The sequence below is a fragment of the Streptomyces sp. NPDC006368 genome, from assembly GCF_040612535.1.
Lineage (GTDB): Bacteria > Actinomycetota > Actinomycetes > Streptomycetales > Streptomycetaceae > Streptomyces.
Window position 1 is genome coordinate 26451 of sequence record NZ_JBEXQK010000001.1, and the last position, 15492, is coordinate 41942.

16 protein-coding genes are annotated in these 15492 nt (G+C 71.8%); 8 read left to right on the forward strand and 8 right to left on the reverse strand.

Going from position 1 to position 15492, the window contains the following annotated elements; genetic code table 11:
• Positions 1–39: 39 nt before the first annotated feature.
• Complete coding sequence (locus ABZZ38_RS00130; protein WP_356734238.1) at positions 40–915, reverse strand: DUF3558 domain-containing protein; 876 nt, start codon at positions 913–915, stop codon at positions 40–42.
• Between the two features lie 175 nt (positions 916–1090).
• Between ABZZ38_RS00130 and ABZZ38_RS00135 the strand changes: the two genes are divergently transcribed.
• Entirely contained in the window at positions 1091–2284 is a 1194-nt protein-coding gene (locus ABZZ38_RS00135; protein ID WP_356734239.1) for an RtcB family protein, read from the forward strand.
• 324 nt (positions 2285–2608) lie between these two features.
• On the opposite strand, the gene ABZZ38_RS00140 is transcribed toward ABZZ38_RS00135, so the two are convergent.
• Positions 2609–3400 carry an SDR family NAD(P)-dependent oxidoreductase gene (locus ABZZ38_RS00140; RefSeq protein WP_356734240.1) on the reverse strand — a complete coding sequence of 264 codons (792 nt, stop codon included), beginning with the start codon at positions 3398–3400 and terminating at the stop codon, positions 2609–2611.
• Between the two features lie 65 nt (positions 3401–3465).
• A complete protein-coding gene (locus ABZZ38_RS00145; RefSeq protein ID WP_356734241.1) occupies positions 3466–3816 on the reverse strand; it encodes a YnfA family protein in 351 nt (116 codons plus the stop codon).
• Positions 3817–3857: 41 nt separating this feature from the next.
• Between ABZZ38_RS00145 and ABZZ38_RS00150 the strand changes: the two genes are divergently transcribed.
• Positions 3858–4484, forward strand: coding sequence for a hypothetical protein (locus ABZZ38_RS00150; RefSeq protein WP_356734242.1), 627 nt, complete (start codon positions 3858–3860; stop codon positions 4482–4484).
• A gap of 101 nt (positions 4485–4585) precedes the next feature.
• Here ABZZ38_RS00150 and ABZZ38_RS00155 read toward each other — a convergent pair whose 3' ends face one another.
• Positions 4586–6001, reverse strand: a complete 1416-nt coding sequence (locus ABZZ38_RS00155; RefSeq protein WP_356734243.1) for an FAD-dependent oxidoreductase — start codon at positions 5999–6001, stop codon at positions 4586–4588.
• Positions 6002–6105: 104 nt separating this feature from the next.
• Here ABZZ38_RS00155 and ABZZ38_RS00160 point away from each other — a divergent pair, with 104 nt between their 5' ends.
• A complete protein-coding gene (locus ABZZ38_RS00160; RefSeq protein ID WP_356734244.1) occupies positions 6106–6693 on the forward strand; it encodes a TetR family transcriptional regulator in 588 nt (195 codons plus the stop codon).
• An 83-nt stretch (positions 6694–6776) separates the two neighbouring features.
• On the opposite strand, the gene ABZZ38_RS00165 is transcribed toward ABZZ38_RS00160, so the two are convergent.
• Together ABZZ38_RS00165 and ABZZ38_RS00170 are read right to left on the reverse strand one after the other, a co-directional pair.
• Positions 6777–7511 (reverse strand): Mut7-C RNAse domain-containing protein, encoded by a 735-nt coding sequence (locus ABZZ38_RS00165; protein WP_356734245.1) that lies wholly within the window; start codon positions 7509–7511, stop codon positions 6777–6779.
• 292 nt (positions 7512–7803) lie between these two features.
• Positions 7804–8328: a GNAT family N-acetyltransferase gene (locus ABZZ38_RS00170; RefSeq protein WP_356734246.1), complete on the reverse strand. Its 525-nt coding sequence runs from the start codon at positions 8326–8328 to the stop codon at positions 7804–7806.
• Here ABZZ38_RS00170 and ABZZ38_RS00175 point away from each other — a divergent pair.
• Positions 8327–8758, forward strand: coding sequence for a hypothetical protein (locus ABZZ38_RS00175; RefSeq protein WP_356734247.1), 432 nt, complete (start codon positions 8327–8329; stop codon positions 8756–8758). The genes ABZZ38_RS00170 and ABZZ38_RS00175 overlap by 2 nt on opposite strands.
• A 19-nt stretch (positions 8759–8777) precedes the next feature.
• Here the strand turns inward: ABZZ38_RS00175 and ABZZ38_RS00180 are convergent, their stop codons facing one another.
• The gene (locus ABZZ38_RS00180; RefSeq protein ID WP_356734248.1) at positions 8778–9800 is read right to left on the reverse strand and encodes a LysR family transcriptional regulator; all 1023 of its coding nucleotides are present in this window, start codon (positions 9798–9800) and stop codon (positions 8778–8780) included.
• A 129-nt stretch (positions 9801–9929) separates the two neighbouring features.
• Here ABZZ38_RS00180 and ABZZ38_RS00185 point away from each other — a divergent pair, with 129 nt between their 5' ends.
• Positions 9930–10625 (forward strand): type 1 glutamine amidotransferase domain-containing protein, encoded by a 696-nt coding sequence (locus tag ABZZ38_RS00185; RefSeq protein ID WP_356734249.1) that lies wholly within the window; start codon positions 9930–9932, stop codon positions 10623–10625.
• 383 nt (positions 10626–11008) lie between these two features.
• Here the strand turns inward: ABZZ38_RS00185 and ABZZ38_RS00190 are convergent, their stop codons facing one another.
• Positions 11009–11695, reverse strand: coding sequence for a hypothetical protein (locus ABZZ38_RS00190; protein WP_356734250.1), 687 nt, complete (start codon positions 11693–11695; stop codon positions 11009–11011).
• Between the two features lie 306 nt (positions 11696–12001).
• On the opposite strand from ABZZ38_RS00190, the gene hemL reads away from it, so the two are divergent.
• The 3 genes from hemL to ABZZ38_RS00205 all read left to right on the forward strand — a co-directional run bounded on the left by hemL (position 12002) and on the right by ABZZ38_RS00205 (position 15449).
• On the forward strand, positions 12002–13309 hold the full coding sequence (gene hemL, locus ABZZ38_RS00195; RefSeq protein WP_356734251.1) for a glutamate-1-semialdehyde 2,1-aminomutase: 1308 nt from the start codon (positions 12002–12004) through the stop codon (positions 13307–13309).
• Positions 13306–14007 (forward strand): histidine phosphatase family protein, encoded by a 702-nt coding sequence (locus tag ABZZ38_RS00200; RefSeq protein WP_356734252.1) that lies wholly within the window; start codon positions 13306–13308, stop codon positions 14005–14007. The genes hemL and ABZZ38_RS00200 overlap by 4 nt, the downstream gene beginning before the upstream one ends.
• A gap of 191 nt (positions 14008–14198) precedes the next feature.
• The gene (locus tag ABZZ38_RS00205; protein ID WP_356734253.1) at positions 14199–15449 is read left to right on the forward strand and encodes a hypothetical protein; all 1251 of its coding nucleotides are present in this window, start codon (positions 14199–14201) and stop codon (positions 15447–15449) included.
• Positions 15450–15492 lie beyond the last annotated feature (43 nt).

Sequence of the window (15492 nt, forward strand, 5' to 3'; positions counted from 1 at the left end):
GGGCGGCCGGCCGGGGCGCGGTGCGGGGCGCGGGGCCCGTCACTCGTCGAACTTCTCGGCCAGCCTGCGGGCCAGACCCTGTGCCTTTTCCTGCAGTTCCTTGCTGTCGGGCACCTCGGTGATGCGGCTGGGCTGCTCGCCGTACCGGATGGTCACGATGACGTTCGATGTGCGGAACACCACGCTGACGGTGCGGCGCTGGGCGGTCGAACCGGCGCGGGTGAGGACGTCGTCGAGGAACGCCGCGTCGCCGAGGTCGGCCAGGATGCGGGGCTCCAGGCCCACGGGGGCGGCGGTGGTGCCCGGGGTGGCGGTGGTGCCGGGGGTGGCGGTGGTGGCGGGGGCGGCGGCGGTGCCGGAGGCGGGCGTGCTCGGCCCGGGGGTGGCCGTCTGGGGCAGGTTCCCGGCGGCGGTACCCGTGCCGGTGGCGGGGGCGCGGGGCGGGGTGGTCCCGCCGGCGGGCAGGCCGGTGGCGGTCTCCTTCGCGGCGTAGACCTGCTGCGCGCGGTCGTCGTCGCTGACGGCGGGGTCGTACGAGACCACGCGCTCGAAGTCGAGGGTGAGCTGGTGGGAGGCGTCCGGCCCGTCGGCCTTCCAACTGCACCCGGCGCGGCGGTCGGTGTCGTACGTCACGGCGGCGGTGCCGCGGTAGACGCGTTCGCGCTGCTCCACGGGGAGGAAGTCGGCGCCGGGGAGCAGGTCCCTGAGGGTGGAGCGCTGGATGGAGCCGCAGGGCTCGAGGAGGGTGCGGTACCTGCCCGGGGGCGCGACGGCCTGGGCCGGGCCGCCGGCCTTGGAGTCGGTGGCGGAGCTGGTGCCGCCGGAGCCGGCGCTGCAGCCGGTGAGGCCGGTGACGCCGGCGGTGACCGCCGCGAGGACTGCGGCCAGGCCGGGTGCGTACGCCTTTCGCTGCACGGTCCGGGCTCCTTTCGCTCGGGTGCCTGCCAACCGAAAACATGTTGCCGCCCGACGCCGGCGGATGGACACAATGTGTATCGCACGCGCACCCGTCGATGCCGGTCCGTTGTCGCTTACGCGGATATCGGTGGCGGTTTTTGCGCTTCCAGGCTTTCGGGGGATTTGAGGACTTATGTCGTACGTAGAGGTGCCCGGCGCGAAGGTGCCGATCCGGATGTGGACGGACCCTTCGACGGTGGAGGACGTCGCGATGCAGCAGCTGCGGAACGTCGCCACGCTGCCGTGGATCAAGGGCCTGGCCGTGATGCCGGACGTGCATTACGGCAAGGGCGCGACGGTCGGGTCCGTGATCGCGATGCAGGGCGCGGTCTGCCCGGCGGCGGTCGGTGTGGACATCGGCTGCGGTATGTCGGCGGTCAGGAGCTCCCTGACGGCGAACGACCTGCCGGGTGACCTGTCGCGGCTGCGCTCCAAGATCGAGCAGGCCATTCCCGTGGGGCGCGGCATGCACGACGAGGGGATCGACCCGGGCCGGCTGCACGGCTTCCCGACAGCGGGCTGGGACGACTTCTGGGCGCGCTTCGGTGGCGTGGCCGACGCGGTGAAGTTCCGTCAGGAGCGGGCCATGAAGCAGATGGGGACGCTCGGAAGCGGCAATCACTTCATCGAGTTCTGCCTCGACGAGTCGGGGTCGGTCTGGCTGATGCTGCACTCCGGCTCCCGGAACATCGGCAAGGAGCTCGCCGACTTCCACATCGGCGTCGCCCGTGACCTGCCGCACAACCAGGGGCTCGTCGACCGTGACCTGGCGGTCTTCATCGCCGACACCCCGCAGATGGCGGCGTACCGGAACGACCTGTTCTGGGCCCAGGAGTACGCGAAGTACAACCGCGCGATCATGATGGCGCTCTTCCAGGACGTGGTCCGCAAGGAGTTCAAGAAGGCCAAGGTGACCTTCGAGCCGGTCATCTCCTGCCACCACAACTACGTGGCGGAGGAGCGGTACGACGGGATGGACCTGCTGGTCACGCGGAAGGGCGCCATCCGGGCCGGTTCCGGGGACTACGGGATCATCCCCGGTTCGATGGGCACCGGCTCGTACATCGTGAAGGGGCTCGGGAACGCGGCGTCCTTCAACTCGGCCTCGCACGGCGCGGGTCGCAAGATGAGCCGGAACGCCGCGAAGCGGCGCTTCTCGACGCGGGACCTGGAGGACCAGACGCGGGGCGTGGAGTGCCGCAAGGACTCCGGTGTCGTGGACGAGATCCCGCGCGCGTACAAGCCGATCGAGAAGGTCATCGACCAGCAGCGCGACCTGGTGGAGGTCGTGGCGAAGCTGAAGCAGGTCGTGTGCGTGAAGGGCTGACGCAGACGGCCGGTCGTGGCGGCGCGGAGGGATGAGCCGGGGCCGCGGCCCGGAGCCCCGGGCACCGGGCACGGGCACACCGGGCCCCTTTTCCCGGCTTCGGCCAATAGTGATGGGCCACGGATCACTCGCTTCGGGTTACGGGGCCTGGGTGCGGGTCAGGGGCTTCGGGCCCTGGGGCACGCGCTTCGGGTCACGGGCCCTGGCCTGGGTCCCGGGTCAGGGGCTTCGGACCCTGGGTCACGGGCTTCGGGTCACGGGCCCCGGCGGGTTGGCGCCGGGGCCTTCCCCTTTGGGCCTTCGCGTTGTCCCCATGCCGCCGGGCTACAGCTCGCGGTGCACCTTGGTGTTGGACGCCTGGGCACGGGGGCGGACCACCAGGAGGTCGATGTTCACGTGGGCGGGGCGGGTGACCGCCCACGTGATGGTGTCGGCGACGTCGTCGGCGGTGAGGGGTTCGGGGACACCGGCGTAGACCTTGGCCGCCTTCTCGGCGTCGCCGCGGAAACGGGTCGTGGCGAACTCTTCCGTCTTGACCATGCCGGGCGCGATCTCGATGACACGGACCGGGGTGCCGACGATTTCCAGGCGGAGCGTCTCGGCGAGTACACGTGCGCCGTTCTTGGCGGCGACGTACCCGGCGCCGCCCTCGTAGGTGGCGTGACCGGCGGTGGAGGTGACGACGACGACCGTGCCGGCGCCGCTCGCGGTGAGGGCGGGCAGCAGTGCCTGGGTCATGTTGAGGGCGCCGATGACGTTCACCTCGTACATGCGGAGCCAGTCGGCGGGGTCCCCCGTGGCGACGGGTTCGGCGCCGAGGGCGCCGCCCGCGTTGTTGACGAGCACGTCGACGGACGGGAACGCGCCGAGCGCGGTGGCGAAGGCGTCGACGGCAGGGCGGTCGGTGACGTCCAGGGCGTACGCGGTGGCCCGGTGCCCGGCGGCGGTCAGTTCGGCGGCGAGGGCTTCGACGCGGTCCTTGCGACGGGCGGTGAGGACGACATGGTGGCCGACCGCGGCGAGCTGCCGCGCCGTGGCGGCGCCGATGCCGCTGCTCGCTCCGGTGACGACGGCGACGGGTGCGGCGGGGGCGGCGGCCGAGGTGGCGGCGGTCATGCGGGTCTCCTCGCGCAGGTGATCGAAGGACGGTCGATACGCGGTCAGGATAGGTGTGCGGCCGATCAGCGCCCGCGTGGGGCGTACATGATCACGGCCATGCCGGCCAGGCAGATCAGCGCTCCCACCACGTCCCAGCGGTCGGGCCGGTATCCGTCCGCCACCCTGGCCCACGCGAGGGAACCCGCCACGAAGACCCCGCCGTACGCGGCGAGGATCCGGCCGAAGTCGCCCTGCGGCTGGAGCGTGGCGACGAAGCCGTACGCGCCGAGGGCGAGCACTCCGGCGCCGATCCAGGCCCAGCCGCGCCCCGCTCCCTGGCCACCGCCCCGGACGCCCTGCCAGACCAGCCAGGCGCCGCCGATCTCACAGAGGGCGGCCAGGAGGAACAGGGCGGCGGAGCGGGCGATGAGCATGGCGTCAGCCTAGAGGGTGGGGAAATCGGTATGTTCTGGACATGGTTGAGATGCGCAAGGCTGCGCTGGTGGCGTCCCTCGCGGTCGCCCTGACGGTGACGGGCACGGGCACCGGTGCGGGAGCGGCGGGTGCGGGGTCGGGTGGTCTCGGTTCGGGTGCTCTCGGTTCGGGTGGTGTCGGGGCGGGTGGTGCGGGTGGCGCGCTCCGTGCCGGGTCGGACGGTGGTGGGGGCGCCGGTGTCGGGGACGCCGGTGTCGGGGACGCCGGGTTCGCGCTGATCGCACCCGAGGCGGATGTCGCGCACCATGGGCATGCCTTTCTCTCCGGTGACCGGCTCGGTGTGCTGCTGGTGACGCAGAACCACGGGCCGTCGAGCCTGGAGACGGTGACCGTGCGCCTCTCCTTCTCCGTGCCGCCGGCCGTCGGCACCGCGTTGCCGTCGCACTGCCTGTGGGGCGGTGAGCGGGAGGTGCTGTGCTCGGCGGGTCCGCTGCGGGCGGACGGTCCCGGCCGGGAGACGACGTTCCAGCTGCGCTTGGCGGGCGCGCCTGTTGAGGTGACGGTGCGGGTGGCGACCGCGTGGAACGGCGGGGCGACCGACCGGAACCCGGAGAACGACGACCACCAGGTGGTGGTCCCGGCGACGGCGGACGCCTACGCCTTCTGACGACGCCTCCGGTGTTCCGGTCCGCCGGTCCGCCGCCGGTCCGCCGGGTGGTCCGGTGGTCCGGCTCTTGGCGCGGGCGCCGGGCGTGGCGTGCGGGCGGGTCAGTCCTTGGCCCAGGCGATGTACCCGTCGGGGCGCACCAGAATGGCGTCGCGGCGGGCCGCGTTGGCCCAGCTCGTTCGTATGACACGGCCGGGTGCGGCGGGGGTGTCCGGGGCGGAGCCGCCCTGGGGAGCGATGAGGACGAACCGGCCTTCGCGCAGCAGTTCGTAAAGCCGGCCCTCGGTCAGGGCGAGGTCAGGGGCGCGTCGGCCCGTGAGGCGGTGGGCGCCGCGCGAAGCGGCGTAGGAGATGCCGATGCCGCTGACCATGCCCATCGCCTTGGTGGCCGCGGGATGGGCCACGTCGAGGAAGCCGGCGCCCAGGGCGCGGATCGCCCGCAGCAGCGGGGTGCGGGCCATGGCGAACCGGACGATCGCCCCGCTGCTGCGCAGCACCATCGTGCCGACCGGGTGTCGCTCGGAGTGGTAACTGTCGAGGAGCGCCTCGGGGTCGGACGCCTCTCCGCGCAGAACGGCGGCCAGCTTCCAGGAGAGGTTCGCGGCGTCCTGCAGACCGGTGTTCATGCCCTGTCCGCCGGCGGGGGAGTGGACGTGCGCGGCGTCACCGGCGAGGAAGACCCGGCCTGTGCGGTACGCGGGGACCTGGCGCTCGTCGCTGTGGAAGCGGGAGATCCAGCGGGCGTCGTGCATGCCGAAGTCGGAGCCGAGGGCCCGGCGGGCGATCCCGCGCAGCTCGTCCAGGTCGACCGGCGCGCTGTCGGGGGACTGGTGGTGGCGGTCCCAGCCCATGACGCGGTACCAGCCGTCACCGAAGGGGGCGATGAACGTGAAGGCGTCCCCCGTGCCGTTGACCGTGAGCACGTCCTCGGGCTCTTCGGCGAGCCGGACGTCGGCGAGGGCGATGGAGCGGATGACCGAGCGGCCGGGGAAGGGCACGCCGAGACTCGTGCGCACGGTGCTGCGCACTCCGTCGGCGCCCACGAGGTAGCGGGCGCGCAGGGTGATGGGTGCGCCGTCCGGGCCGGTGACCTGGGCGGAGACCCTCTGGGTGTCCTGGTGCAAGGCGCGCAGTTCGGTGCCGTACCGGAAGTCGGCGCCCGCGGTGACGGCGCGCCGCTCCAGGAGCCGCTCCACTTCGTACTGCGGGGTGATGAGGACGAAGGGGAAGCGCGAGCGCAGCCGGGACAGGTCGAGCGTCAGCCGGGCGTACAGACGCAGCCGGCTGAGGCGCGTGCCCGTCTTCAGCAGCTCGTCCGCGAGGCCGCGGGCGTCGAGCAGCTCCAGGGTGCGGGCGTGCACCGCGAAAGCGCGCGTCAGGTTGCTCGCCGTCCGTGGTCGGCGCTCGATGACCGTCACCTCGATGCCCGCGGCGGCGAGGTCACCGGCGAGCATCATCCCGGTGGGGCCCGCGCCCACGACGATGACGTCGGTCTCCGTGTCCGGCTTGCCGTTCATGGCTGCCTCCAGAGTGGTGCCAACGACTGTTGGTCAACGCTTGTTGGCAAATGTAGGGGCTGCGGGTCTGGTATGTCAACGCCTGTTGGCCTACAGTTGTTGGCATGATGACGGAAGCCGCCGCCGACACCCCGAGTGCCCCACGCCGCTCGGACGCCACACGCGCCGCGATCCTCGACGCCGCCCGCGAGCGGTTCGCCGAGGACGGGTACGAGCGCGCCACCATCCGGGCCATCGCCCGGGACGCGGGCATCGACCCGTCGATGGTGATGCGCTACTACGGCAACAAGGAGGGGCTCTTCGCCGCCGCCTCCGAGATCGACCTCCGTCTGCCGCAGATCGGCGCGCTGCCCGCCAAGCACATCGGCGCCGTCCTCGTCTCCCACTTCCTCGACCGCTGGGAAGAGGACGACATCCTCACGGCCGTCCTGCGGGTCGGCGTCACCAACGCCGCGGGCGCCGAGCGTATGCGCGCGGTGTTCAAGGCCCAGCTGGGCCCGATAGCGGCCGGCGTCTGCCCGGACCCGGCTGACGCCCCGCGCCGTGCGTCCCTCGCCGCCTCACAGATTCTGGGCATGGCCCTGGCCCGCTATGTGCTGCGCCTCCCGCCCGCCGTCGAGATGTCCCGGGAAGAGGTGATCGCCTGGCTGGCGCCCACGATTCAGCGGTACCTGACGGCCGAGCGGCCGTGACGGGGTGACGGGGCGACGGGATCGTCCCAGGAGGGGCGCGGCGAGGTCGGCGCGCCGCGGGAGCAGGACGGCCGGGCGCCGGCTCAAGCCGCCGCGCCGCCGAATTCGCGCAGCGCGCTCTCGACGATCGCCTCCAGGCGGGCGTGGTGCGCGCCGCGCCAGTACACCCTGCGACAGGCGGTGCACTGGGCGAAGACGTCGTACGTCCGCTGCGTGCCCTGTTCCAGGTGCTCGCGCACGGCGTCCTTGTCCGTGTGGGCCAGCTCGCCGTTGCAGGCGGTGCAGCGCGTCCACGGGGCGAGCGGGGGTGCGAACCGCTCCAGCACATCGCGCAGTTGGTCGTCCGGCCGGTCGCTGTAGACGTACGCCCCGGCCCACAACTCGCGGCGGCGCAACAGACCCCGGTCGCGTGAGAGCATCACGCGCCGCCCCTTCGCCGACCAGGCCGCCAGCGCCGCGTCCCCGATGTCCTCGCTCTCGTACGCCGCGTCGACGCCGAGCAACCGCAACCGGCGTGCCAGCGTGCCGAGATGGACGTCGAGCAGGAACCGGAGCGGCGCACCGGGGACCGGCTGAGGGCGTTCGTGACCCAGCACCTCGACGTGCTCGCCGTCGGCCGGGATGTGCGAGGTGGCGACCGCGTGGCCGTCCACCCGCAGCGTGCCCGCCTCGGTCAGCGGCACGCCGAGCGACTCGACGACATGCCCGAGCGTCGAGGCGCCGTCCGTGACCACGGTCGTGCGGCCCCCACGGCGCGACGCCGGGACGAACAGGTCCAGCTCGGGGGCGAAGCTGATGTGGATCTCCGGTCCGTTCACGCCGCCAGCATGCCACCGGGTCCGCCGGCCCGGCCACGTCATTTCACCGCGCCCACCGGCGCCCCGGAGACCGCCCCCGGCTTCCGACCCCCCGGCTTCCGGCCGGCCCCCGGCGTCCCGGACTCGGGCTCCCGATTGCCGACCTCGGCGTCCCGGACTCCGGCTCCCGATTGCCGACCTCGGCTCCCCGGACTCCGGCGTCCCGACCCCCGGCTCCCGGCTCACCGGCTCCCGCCTCCCGACCCCCGGCTCCCGACCCCCGGCTCACCGGCTCCCGCCTCCCGACCCCCGCTCAGAGGGAGCGGCTCAGCGGATCTCGGAGGTCCAGGCGCCAGTCGTTGCTGCGCAGGGGGTGCCCCGGCGGGTATTCGAGGTCGCACTCGCCGCGCAGTTCGAACCCCGCCTTCCGGCACACCGCGTTCGACGCGGCGTTGTCCACCGACGGGAAGGCGTGCAGATACCGGTGCTTCCGGGCTGCCCGCGCCTCCTCGATGACCTGCGCCGTCGCGCCCGTCGCCACCCCGCGCCCCTGGAAACCGGGGAGCACCGTCCACCCCGTCTCGTACACCCGCGCGCCGTTCCACGTCTGTTCCCAGAAGCCGATCACCCCCACCGGCACCTCCTCCGGCAACAGCACGATCCGGAACATCCGCCCCTCGTCCGCCCGGGCCGCGCTCAGGTCGACGTACCGCTGGTGGCGCTTGACCAACTGCTCCTCCGTCTCCGGTCCCCCCAGGTAGTCCATCAACTCCGGTGCGTTGGCTGCGCGCAGCAGGTCGAAGTCCCGCTCCGACCACACCTCGATCCGTACGGTCATGCGCCTCACTGTAGGGCGGGGGTCCGCCACCGAGGCGGTCCTGTGCGGGGTGGTCATCGGCTCCGAGGTGGGGGCGGAGTCCGGCCACGCAAGCGGAGGGCAGCGGCTGTGCGGGAGTGCGCGGACGACACGGGACAGGTCTTGCGCCACCTCGGTCCGCCCGGCGGCGGTGTACGGCTCCGCCCATGCCGGTGACGTCATCGACCCTGCCGAAGCCGGTTCCTTGACCCCCGTGGCCGTCCCGTACCTCGGGCCGGGCGAGGACACGACGGACGACGCCCTCGGCGCCGTACAACCGGATCCGATCGTCGACGTGACGTACGACGACAAGAACGCCTACACCGTCGAAGGGCCCTCGCCGGCAGGCTCGGCGTCCCGCTTCTTCCGCACCGTCGCCGACGCCCCGGCCCGGCTGCGGCTCACCGCATGACGCACCGACCGAAGGGCCTTCACCAGGTGCGGCCGAGTCCGAGCAGGTGATCACGGACCCGGGCGACATGGGGGTTGTCGGAGGTCCCGGGGCGCTGGACGAGGTAGCCGGTGTTGATGGGCGGGTCGTCGGTCACGTGGAGCGGTACGAGCGCACCCGAGGCGAGCTCGTCGAGACACAGGTAGCGGGGCAGCACGGTGAAGCCGGCGCCCGCCGCGACCGTGGCCAGGACGCCGCGCAGGTCGGGCACGGTGACGGCGGCCCGGCAGGTGAGGCGTCTGCCGAAGACGTGGCGCCAGTAGCGGCGCGCGATGGGCAGATCCTCGGCGTACGTGATCAGGGGTACGGAGTGCAGCGCGGCGGGGATCTCATCGGCCGGCCACCCCGCGAGCCGCTCGGCCCACGAGGGCGCGGCGACCAGGACGAACTCCTCGTCCATCAGGGGCACGGCGGTCAGCGTCCGCCCGCGCGGGCGGACGGTGGAGATGACCAGGTCATGGCGGCCGGCGCGCAACTCGTCCAGCAGCGGCTCCGTCAGACCGGTGGCGACGCGCAGCCGCACCCCGTCGGTGACGAGCGGCGCCAACGCGGGCAGGACACGGACGCACAACAGCTCGGCCGGACCGGCGAGGTGGACGGGTTCGGCCGGAGCGCCCTCGGCGGAGCCCGGCCCGCCGGCCTGTCCTGTCACGGCCGCGAGGGCGTCCAGGGGCGCGGCGATACGCGCGGCGAGCTCGTCCGCCACCGGGGTGGGGGTGACTCCGCGCGGCTGTCGTTCGAAGAGCTCGCGCCCGGATTGCCGCTCCAAGGCGCGGATCTGCGTGGTCACCGTGGGCTGGGACAGGCCCAGCAGGTGCGCGGCGGCGGTGAAGGAACCGGAGCGGTACACGGCGAGGAAGGTCCGCAGGAGGTTCAGGTCCGGCTGCGCGGTCCCGGTCGGGCGGACAGCAGCGGGCGCGGAGGAGGGAGAAGGGGAGGAAGAGCGGGGAGGGGAGGGGCGCGGTGTCGCCGCGGCGGTCCCGTCGGAATCCGGATGCCTCACACGGGGAACTGTACGTCCGCCCGCCATAGGCGCCCGTATGGCAGACATCATGTTCGTCATTGGATTCCTATGACTGGAGGTCCTACCGTCGAGTGAGTCAGCGACCGCCCCACCCCGGAGGCACGACCCATGTCGAAGATCCTTTTCGTGATGACCGGCAGCGACCACTGGACGCTCGCCGACGGCACCAAGCACCCGACCGGCTTCTGGGCCGAGGAGGCCGTCGCCCCGTACGAGGCGTTCACGGCCGCGGGCCACGAAGTCGTCATCGCCACGCCCGGCGGCGTCGTCCCTCCCGTGGACGAGGCCAGCCTCTCCGCCGAGGCCAACGGCGGCCAGGAGACCGCCGACAGGCTCGCCCGCGCCCTCGCGTCCGTCACCGAACTCCACCACCCGGTTCCGCTCGAGGGCATCCGTCTCGACGACTACGCGGCCGTGTTCTACCCCGGTGGCCACGGGCCCATGGAGGACCTGGCCGTCAACGCCGACTCCGGCAGGCTGATCACCCTCGCCCTGCGGACCGGCATGCCGCTCGGCGTCGTCTGCCACGGGCCCGCCGCGCTGCTCGCCGCCGTGGGGGAGGACGGCTCGTCTCCGTTCGCCGACTACCGCCTGACCGGGTTCACCAACGCCGAGGAGACTCTCGCCGGGCACGCCGCCAAGGCCCCGTGGCTGCTCCAGGACCGCCTCGTCGCAGCGGGTGCGGACTTCCGGGAAGGGGAGCCGTGGGCGCCGTACGTCGTGGTCGACCGCAACCTGGTCACCGGCCAGAACCCGGCGTCGTCCGCGGCGGTCGCCACCGAGCTGCTGAAGAAGCTCGCCTGACCCGATCGCCGGCCGTCGGCCGCCGGCCTGCGGCACGGGGCAACCCGGCCCCCTGCGCCACGTACCTCCCCCGACGCCCCGTACGCCCCCGCGTGCGGGGCGTCAGGCCTGTCCGGCGCACGCGGCACGCAGCAGGGCAGCACGCTTCGAAGGCCCGAAGCCCGAAGCCCGAAGCCCGAAGGCCGAAAAGCGCGAAAGCCCGACGGCCCCCCGAAGGCCGGGACAGCCCCGAACACCCTGAAAGCCGGGAAAGCCGGGAAAGCCGGGAAGGCGCTGGAAGTCCAGAAAAACGGAACCCCAGGGGCTCCGTAGCCCGGAAGCCGGGAAGACTGCCCCCAGGCGCCCGGAAGCCCGGGCGCCCGGAACGGTCCCGCCTCAGTGGCTCAGGGCCACACCAGGCAGTACGGCTGGTGCCCGGCCTCGTGCAACCGGTGCGAGAAGTCCTGCCACTCGTGCAGCAGCTGGTACACGTCGAACGCGTCCCGCGGGCCGCCGCGGTCGGGGACCGTCGACCATATGAAGGCCGCCGCGCCCACCGACTCCTCGCCGATGCCGCGCAGCGGGTCGACCGCCGTCATCGGGAGCTTCACCACCGCGTAGTCCGGGTGCAGGACCACCAGCTCCAGGGGCGGGACCTTGTGCAGCGGCATGCCCTGGATGCCGGTGAGGACCATCGCCGCTATCGTCTCGGGCTTGATCTTGGTGAACATGCCGCCCATGCCGAGCTCGTCGCCGCCGAGCTCCTCCGGGCGCATCGAGATCGGTACGCGCGCGGCCGTGGCGCCGTTGGGCGCGCCGAAGTACTTGTAGGTCACGCCCATGCCCCGACCACCCCCGCTTCCCACGGAAGCGCTTCCCAGCGGACTGCTTCCCAGAGGCCTGCTCCCGCGCGGGTCGTGCCCGGACGGGCCGGGCCCCCGCCCGCCGCCGGGGAGGTCAGGGAAGTCTCCGGGGATGCCGCCGGGTCCGTTCTCCAGGGGTTTGTCCCGCTCTCGTCGGTGCTTCCCCCGCCGGGCGGGCTCAGGACCCAGATCGCCGGCCCCTTCACCCAGTCCGCCACCGCGATGCATATCTCCACCCGACTGCTTTTTAGGTACCGCGGCCCCCGCCGCGCAACCCGATCATCGTGACAGTGACCTCCCCCACGCGCGTGCGGTGAAACACCTGTCCGCAAGAACGTCCGGGCCTCTGACACCATGGTTTCCGTGAGCTTTCCCAATGACGCCCCAGTTTCGCAGACGCGGAGGGCCGGCGCCCCGTCGTAAAACAAGGTTGTCAGCCAGGTCGTCAGTAAGACGTCAACACGATCGCCGTCATGCGGCGGCCGTGTCGGCGGATTGCCTCCCGTCCACTCGTTCTCGCAGGTCAGGACCAAAGTGCCGTATTCATACGAAGCCCCAGTCTCACAGACGCTTTTCGACCGCGCTTCCCAGGTGACGCCCGGTGGCGTGAACTCTCCCGTACGCGCCTTCCGAGCGGTGGGCGGAACGCCCCGGTTCATGGTGTCCGGTACGGGTCCGTACCTCACGGACGCGGACGGGCGCGAATATGTCGACCTCGTCTGCTCGTGGGGCCCGATGATCCTCGGCCACGCGCACCCCGAGGTGATCGCCGCCGTGCAGGAGGCCGTCGCGCGCGGTACGTCCTTCGGTACGCCGGGGGAGGGCGAGGTCGCGCTCGCCGAGGAGATCGTGGACCGGGTCGCGCCGGTCGAGCAGGTACGGCTGGTGTCGTCCGGCACCGAGGCGACCATGTCCGCGATCCGCCTGGCCCGTGGTTTCACCGGCCGCGCCAAGGTGGTCAAGTTCGCCGGCTGCTACCACGGGCACGTGGACGCGCTGCTGGCGGCGGCCGGGTCGGGCGTGGCGACGTTCGGGCTGCCCGACACGCCGGGTGTCACCGGCGCGCAGGCCGGCGACACGATCGTCCTGCCGTACAACGACCTGGAGGCCGTGCGCCAGGCCTTCGCCGCGAACCCGGGCGAGATCGCCTGCGTGATCACCGAGGCGTCGCCCGGCAACATGGGCGTGGTCCCGCCGCGCGACGGGTTCAACGCCGGTCTGAAGGAGCTGTGCGCCGAGAACGGCGCGCTGTACATCTCCGACGAGGTCATGACCGGTTTCCGCACGTCGAAGGCCGGCTGGTACGGCGTCGACGGCGTGGCCCCCGACCTGCTGACGTTCGGCAAGGTGATGGGCGGCGGCTTCCCGGCCGCGGCGTTCGGTGGCCGTGCCGACGTCATGGCGCACCTCGCGCCCGCCGGCCCCGTCTACCAGGCGGGCACCCTCTCCGGTAACCCGATCGCCACCGCCGCCGGGCTCGCGCAGCTGCGGCTGCTGGACGACGCGGCGTACGAGAAGGTCGACGCGGTCTCGCGCGAGATCCGGGGCCTGGTCTCCGAGGCGCTGGGCAAGGAGGGTGTCGCCCACCGGCTGCAGACGGCGAGCAACATGTTCTCCGTCTTCTTCACGGACGCCGAGGTCGTGAACTACGACGACGCGAAGAAGCAGGAGGCGTTCCGCTTCAACGCGTTCTTCCACTCGATGCTGGCGCAGGGGGTCTACCTGCCGCCGTCGGCCTTCGAGTCGTGGTTCGTGTCCACCGCCCACGACGAGCGCGCGATCGAGCGGATCGCCGCCGCTCTGCCGGGCGCCGCCCGGGCCGCCGCGGAGGCCACGGCATGAGCACGGGACAGAAGAGCCGTGACGACGGTGACATCACGGTCGTTCACCTGATGCGCCACGGTGAGGTGCACAACCCGGACGGCGTCCTGTACGGGCGCCGCTCCGGCTACCACCTCTCCGAGCTCGGCCGCCAGATGGCCGACCGGGTCGCCGAGCACCTGGCGGGGCGTGACATCACGCACGTCGTCGCCTCTCCGCTGGAGCGCGCCCAGGAGACCGCCGAGCCGATCGCTTCGTCGCACGGCCTGGAGCTGGTGACGGACGAGCGGCTGATCGAGGCCGGGAACGTCTTCGAGGGCAAGACCTTCGGCGTGGGCGACGGCGCGCTGCGCCGGCCGTCGAACTGGCGGCACCTGACCAACCCGTTCCGGCCCTCCTGGGGCGAGCCGTACATCGACCAGGTCGTACGGATGATGGGGGCGCTGAACGCGGCGCGTGACGCGGCACGCGGCCACGAGGCGGTCTGTGTCAGCCACCAGCTGCCGATCTGGATCGTGCGCAGCTTCGTCGAGCGGCGCCGGCTCTGGCACGATCCGCGCCGGCGGCAGTGCACGCTGGCGTCCCTGACGTCCTTCACCTATCACGGCGACAGGATCGTTTCCGTGGGTTACAGCGAACCGGCCCGTGATCTGGTGCCGGCGCATCTGCTGGCCGGTGCCAAGCCGGTGAAGGGGAAGACGAAGGCTTTCGGCGCGTAGCCGGCCGGCGTACGGAGCCCGTAGCCAACGGATCACGGGACCGGTAGCCAACGGATCATGGAAGCCGTAGTCAACGGATCACCGAGAAGATTATGTGATCGCCCCTGGAACCCTGGCGTTCCTCTCCGCATCTCCCTCATTGCCGGATCGAAAGACATTTCCGGCGAAAAGCGAGCGCGGATGGGAACGATATGCGCGGGATCAGCCGAAGGGGATTGCTGGGAGCCGGAGTTGGGGCCGCAGCCGCGATCGGAATCGCCGGATGCGGCCCTGACGGCGGCGGCAAGGGCGACGCCGGGGCGCAGCGGCCCGTCCGGGCCGGCGGTGACGACGGCCGGGGGAACCCGCCCGGCAAGCCGCAGGGACGGCTCATAGGCGACGGCTCCACGTCCGACACCGGAAAGCAGCCCCACCAGCCCGAGCGGCCCGTCCCCCTCGAACCGGGTGAGACCCCGCCGCAGTTCGTCATCTTCTCCTGGGACGGGGCGGGAGAGGTCGGCAATGGCCTCTTTCCCCGTTTCCTCGAACTGGCCAAGGACCACGGCGCGGCCATGACCTTCTTCCTCTCCGGGCTGTATCTCCTGCCCGAATCGAAGAAAACCCTCTACCGCCCGCCGAACAACCGCGTCGGCGCCTCCGACATCGGCTACCTCACCGACGACCACATCAAGCAGACCCTGAAGTACGTCCGCCAGGCCTGGCTCGACGGACACGAGATCGGCACCCACTTCAACGGACATTTCTGCGCGGGCTCCGGATCGGTCGAGAAGTGGACTCCCGCCGACTGGCAGAGCGAAATCGACCAGGCGGTGAAATTCGTCACGGAGTGGAAGACCAACAGCGGCTGGACCGACCTCGACCCGCTGCCCTTCGACTACCGCAAGGAGCTCGTCGGCGCCCGCACCCCCTGCCTCCTCGGCCAGGACAACCTGCTGCCCACCGCCAGGAAGCTGGGCTGGCGCTATGACGCCAGCTCGCCCGGCGGCCACCAGAAGTGGCCCACCGAACGCCAGGGCATCTGGGACCTGCCGCTGCAGCAGGTGCCGTTCCCCGGACACTCCTTCGAAGTGCTGTCCATGGACTACAACATGCTCGCCAACCAGTCGAAGAACACGACCAAGGGCATGCCGTCCCGCTATCCCGAGTGGAAGAAGCAGGCCACCGACGCCTATCTCGCCGGATTCCGGCGGGCGTACGAATCGAATCGCGCGCCCTTCTTCATCGGCAACCACTTCGAGCAGTGGAACGGCGGCATCTACATGGACGCCGTCGAGGAAGCGCTCAAGGGCATGGCCGGAAAGAAGGACGTCCGGCTGGTGTCGTTCAAGCAGTTCGTCGACTGGCTGGACGTCCAGGACCCCAAGATCATCGCCAAGCTCCGTACGCTGGAGGTCGGACAATCGCCGGCGGGTGGCTGGAAGACCTTCCTCACCGTTTCCTGACAAGGTGCTTTACGGGCACCCAGGGGGGCGCGGAAGATCCCCG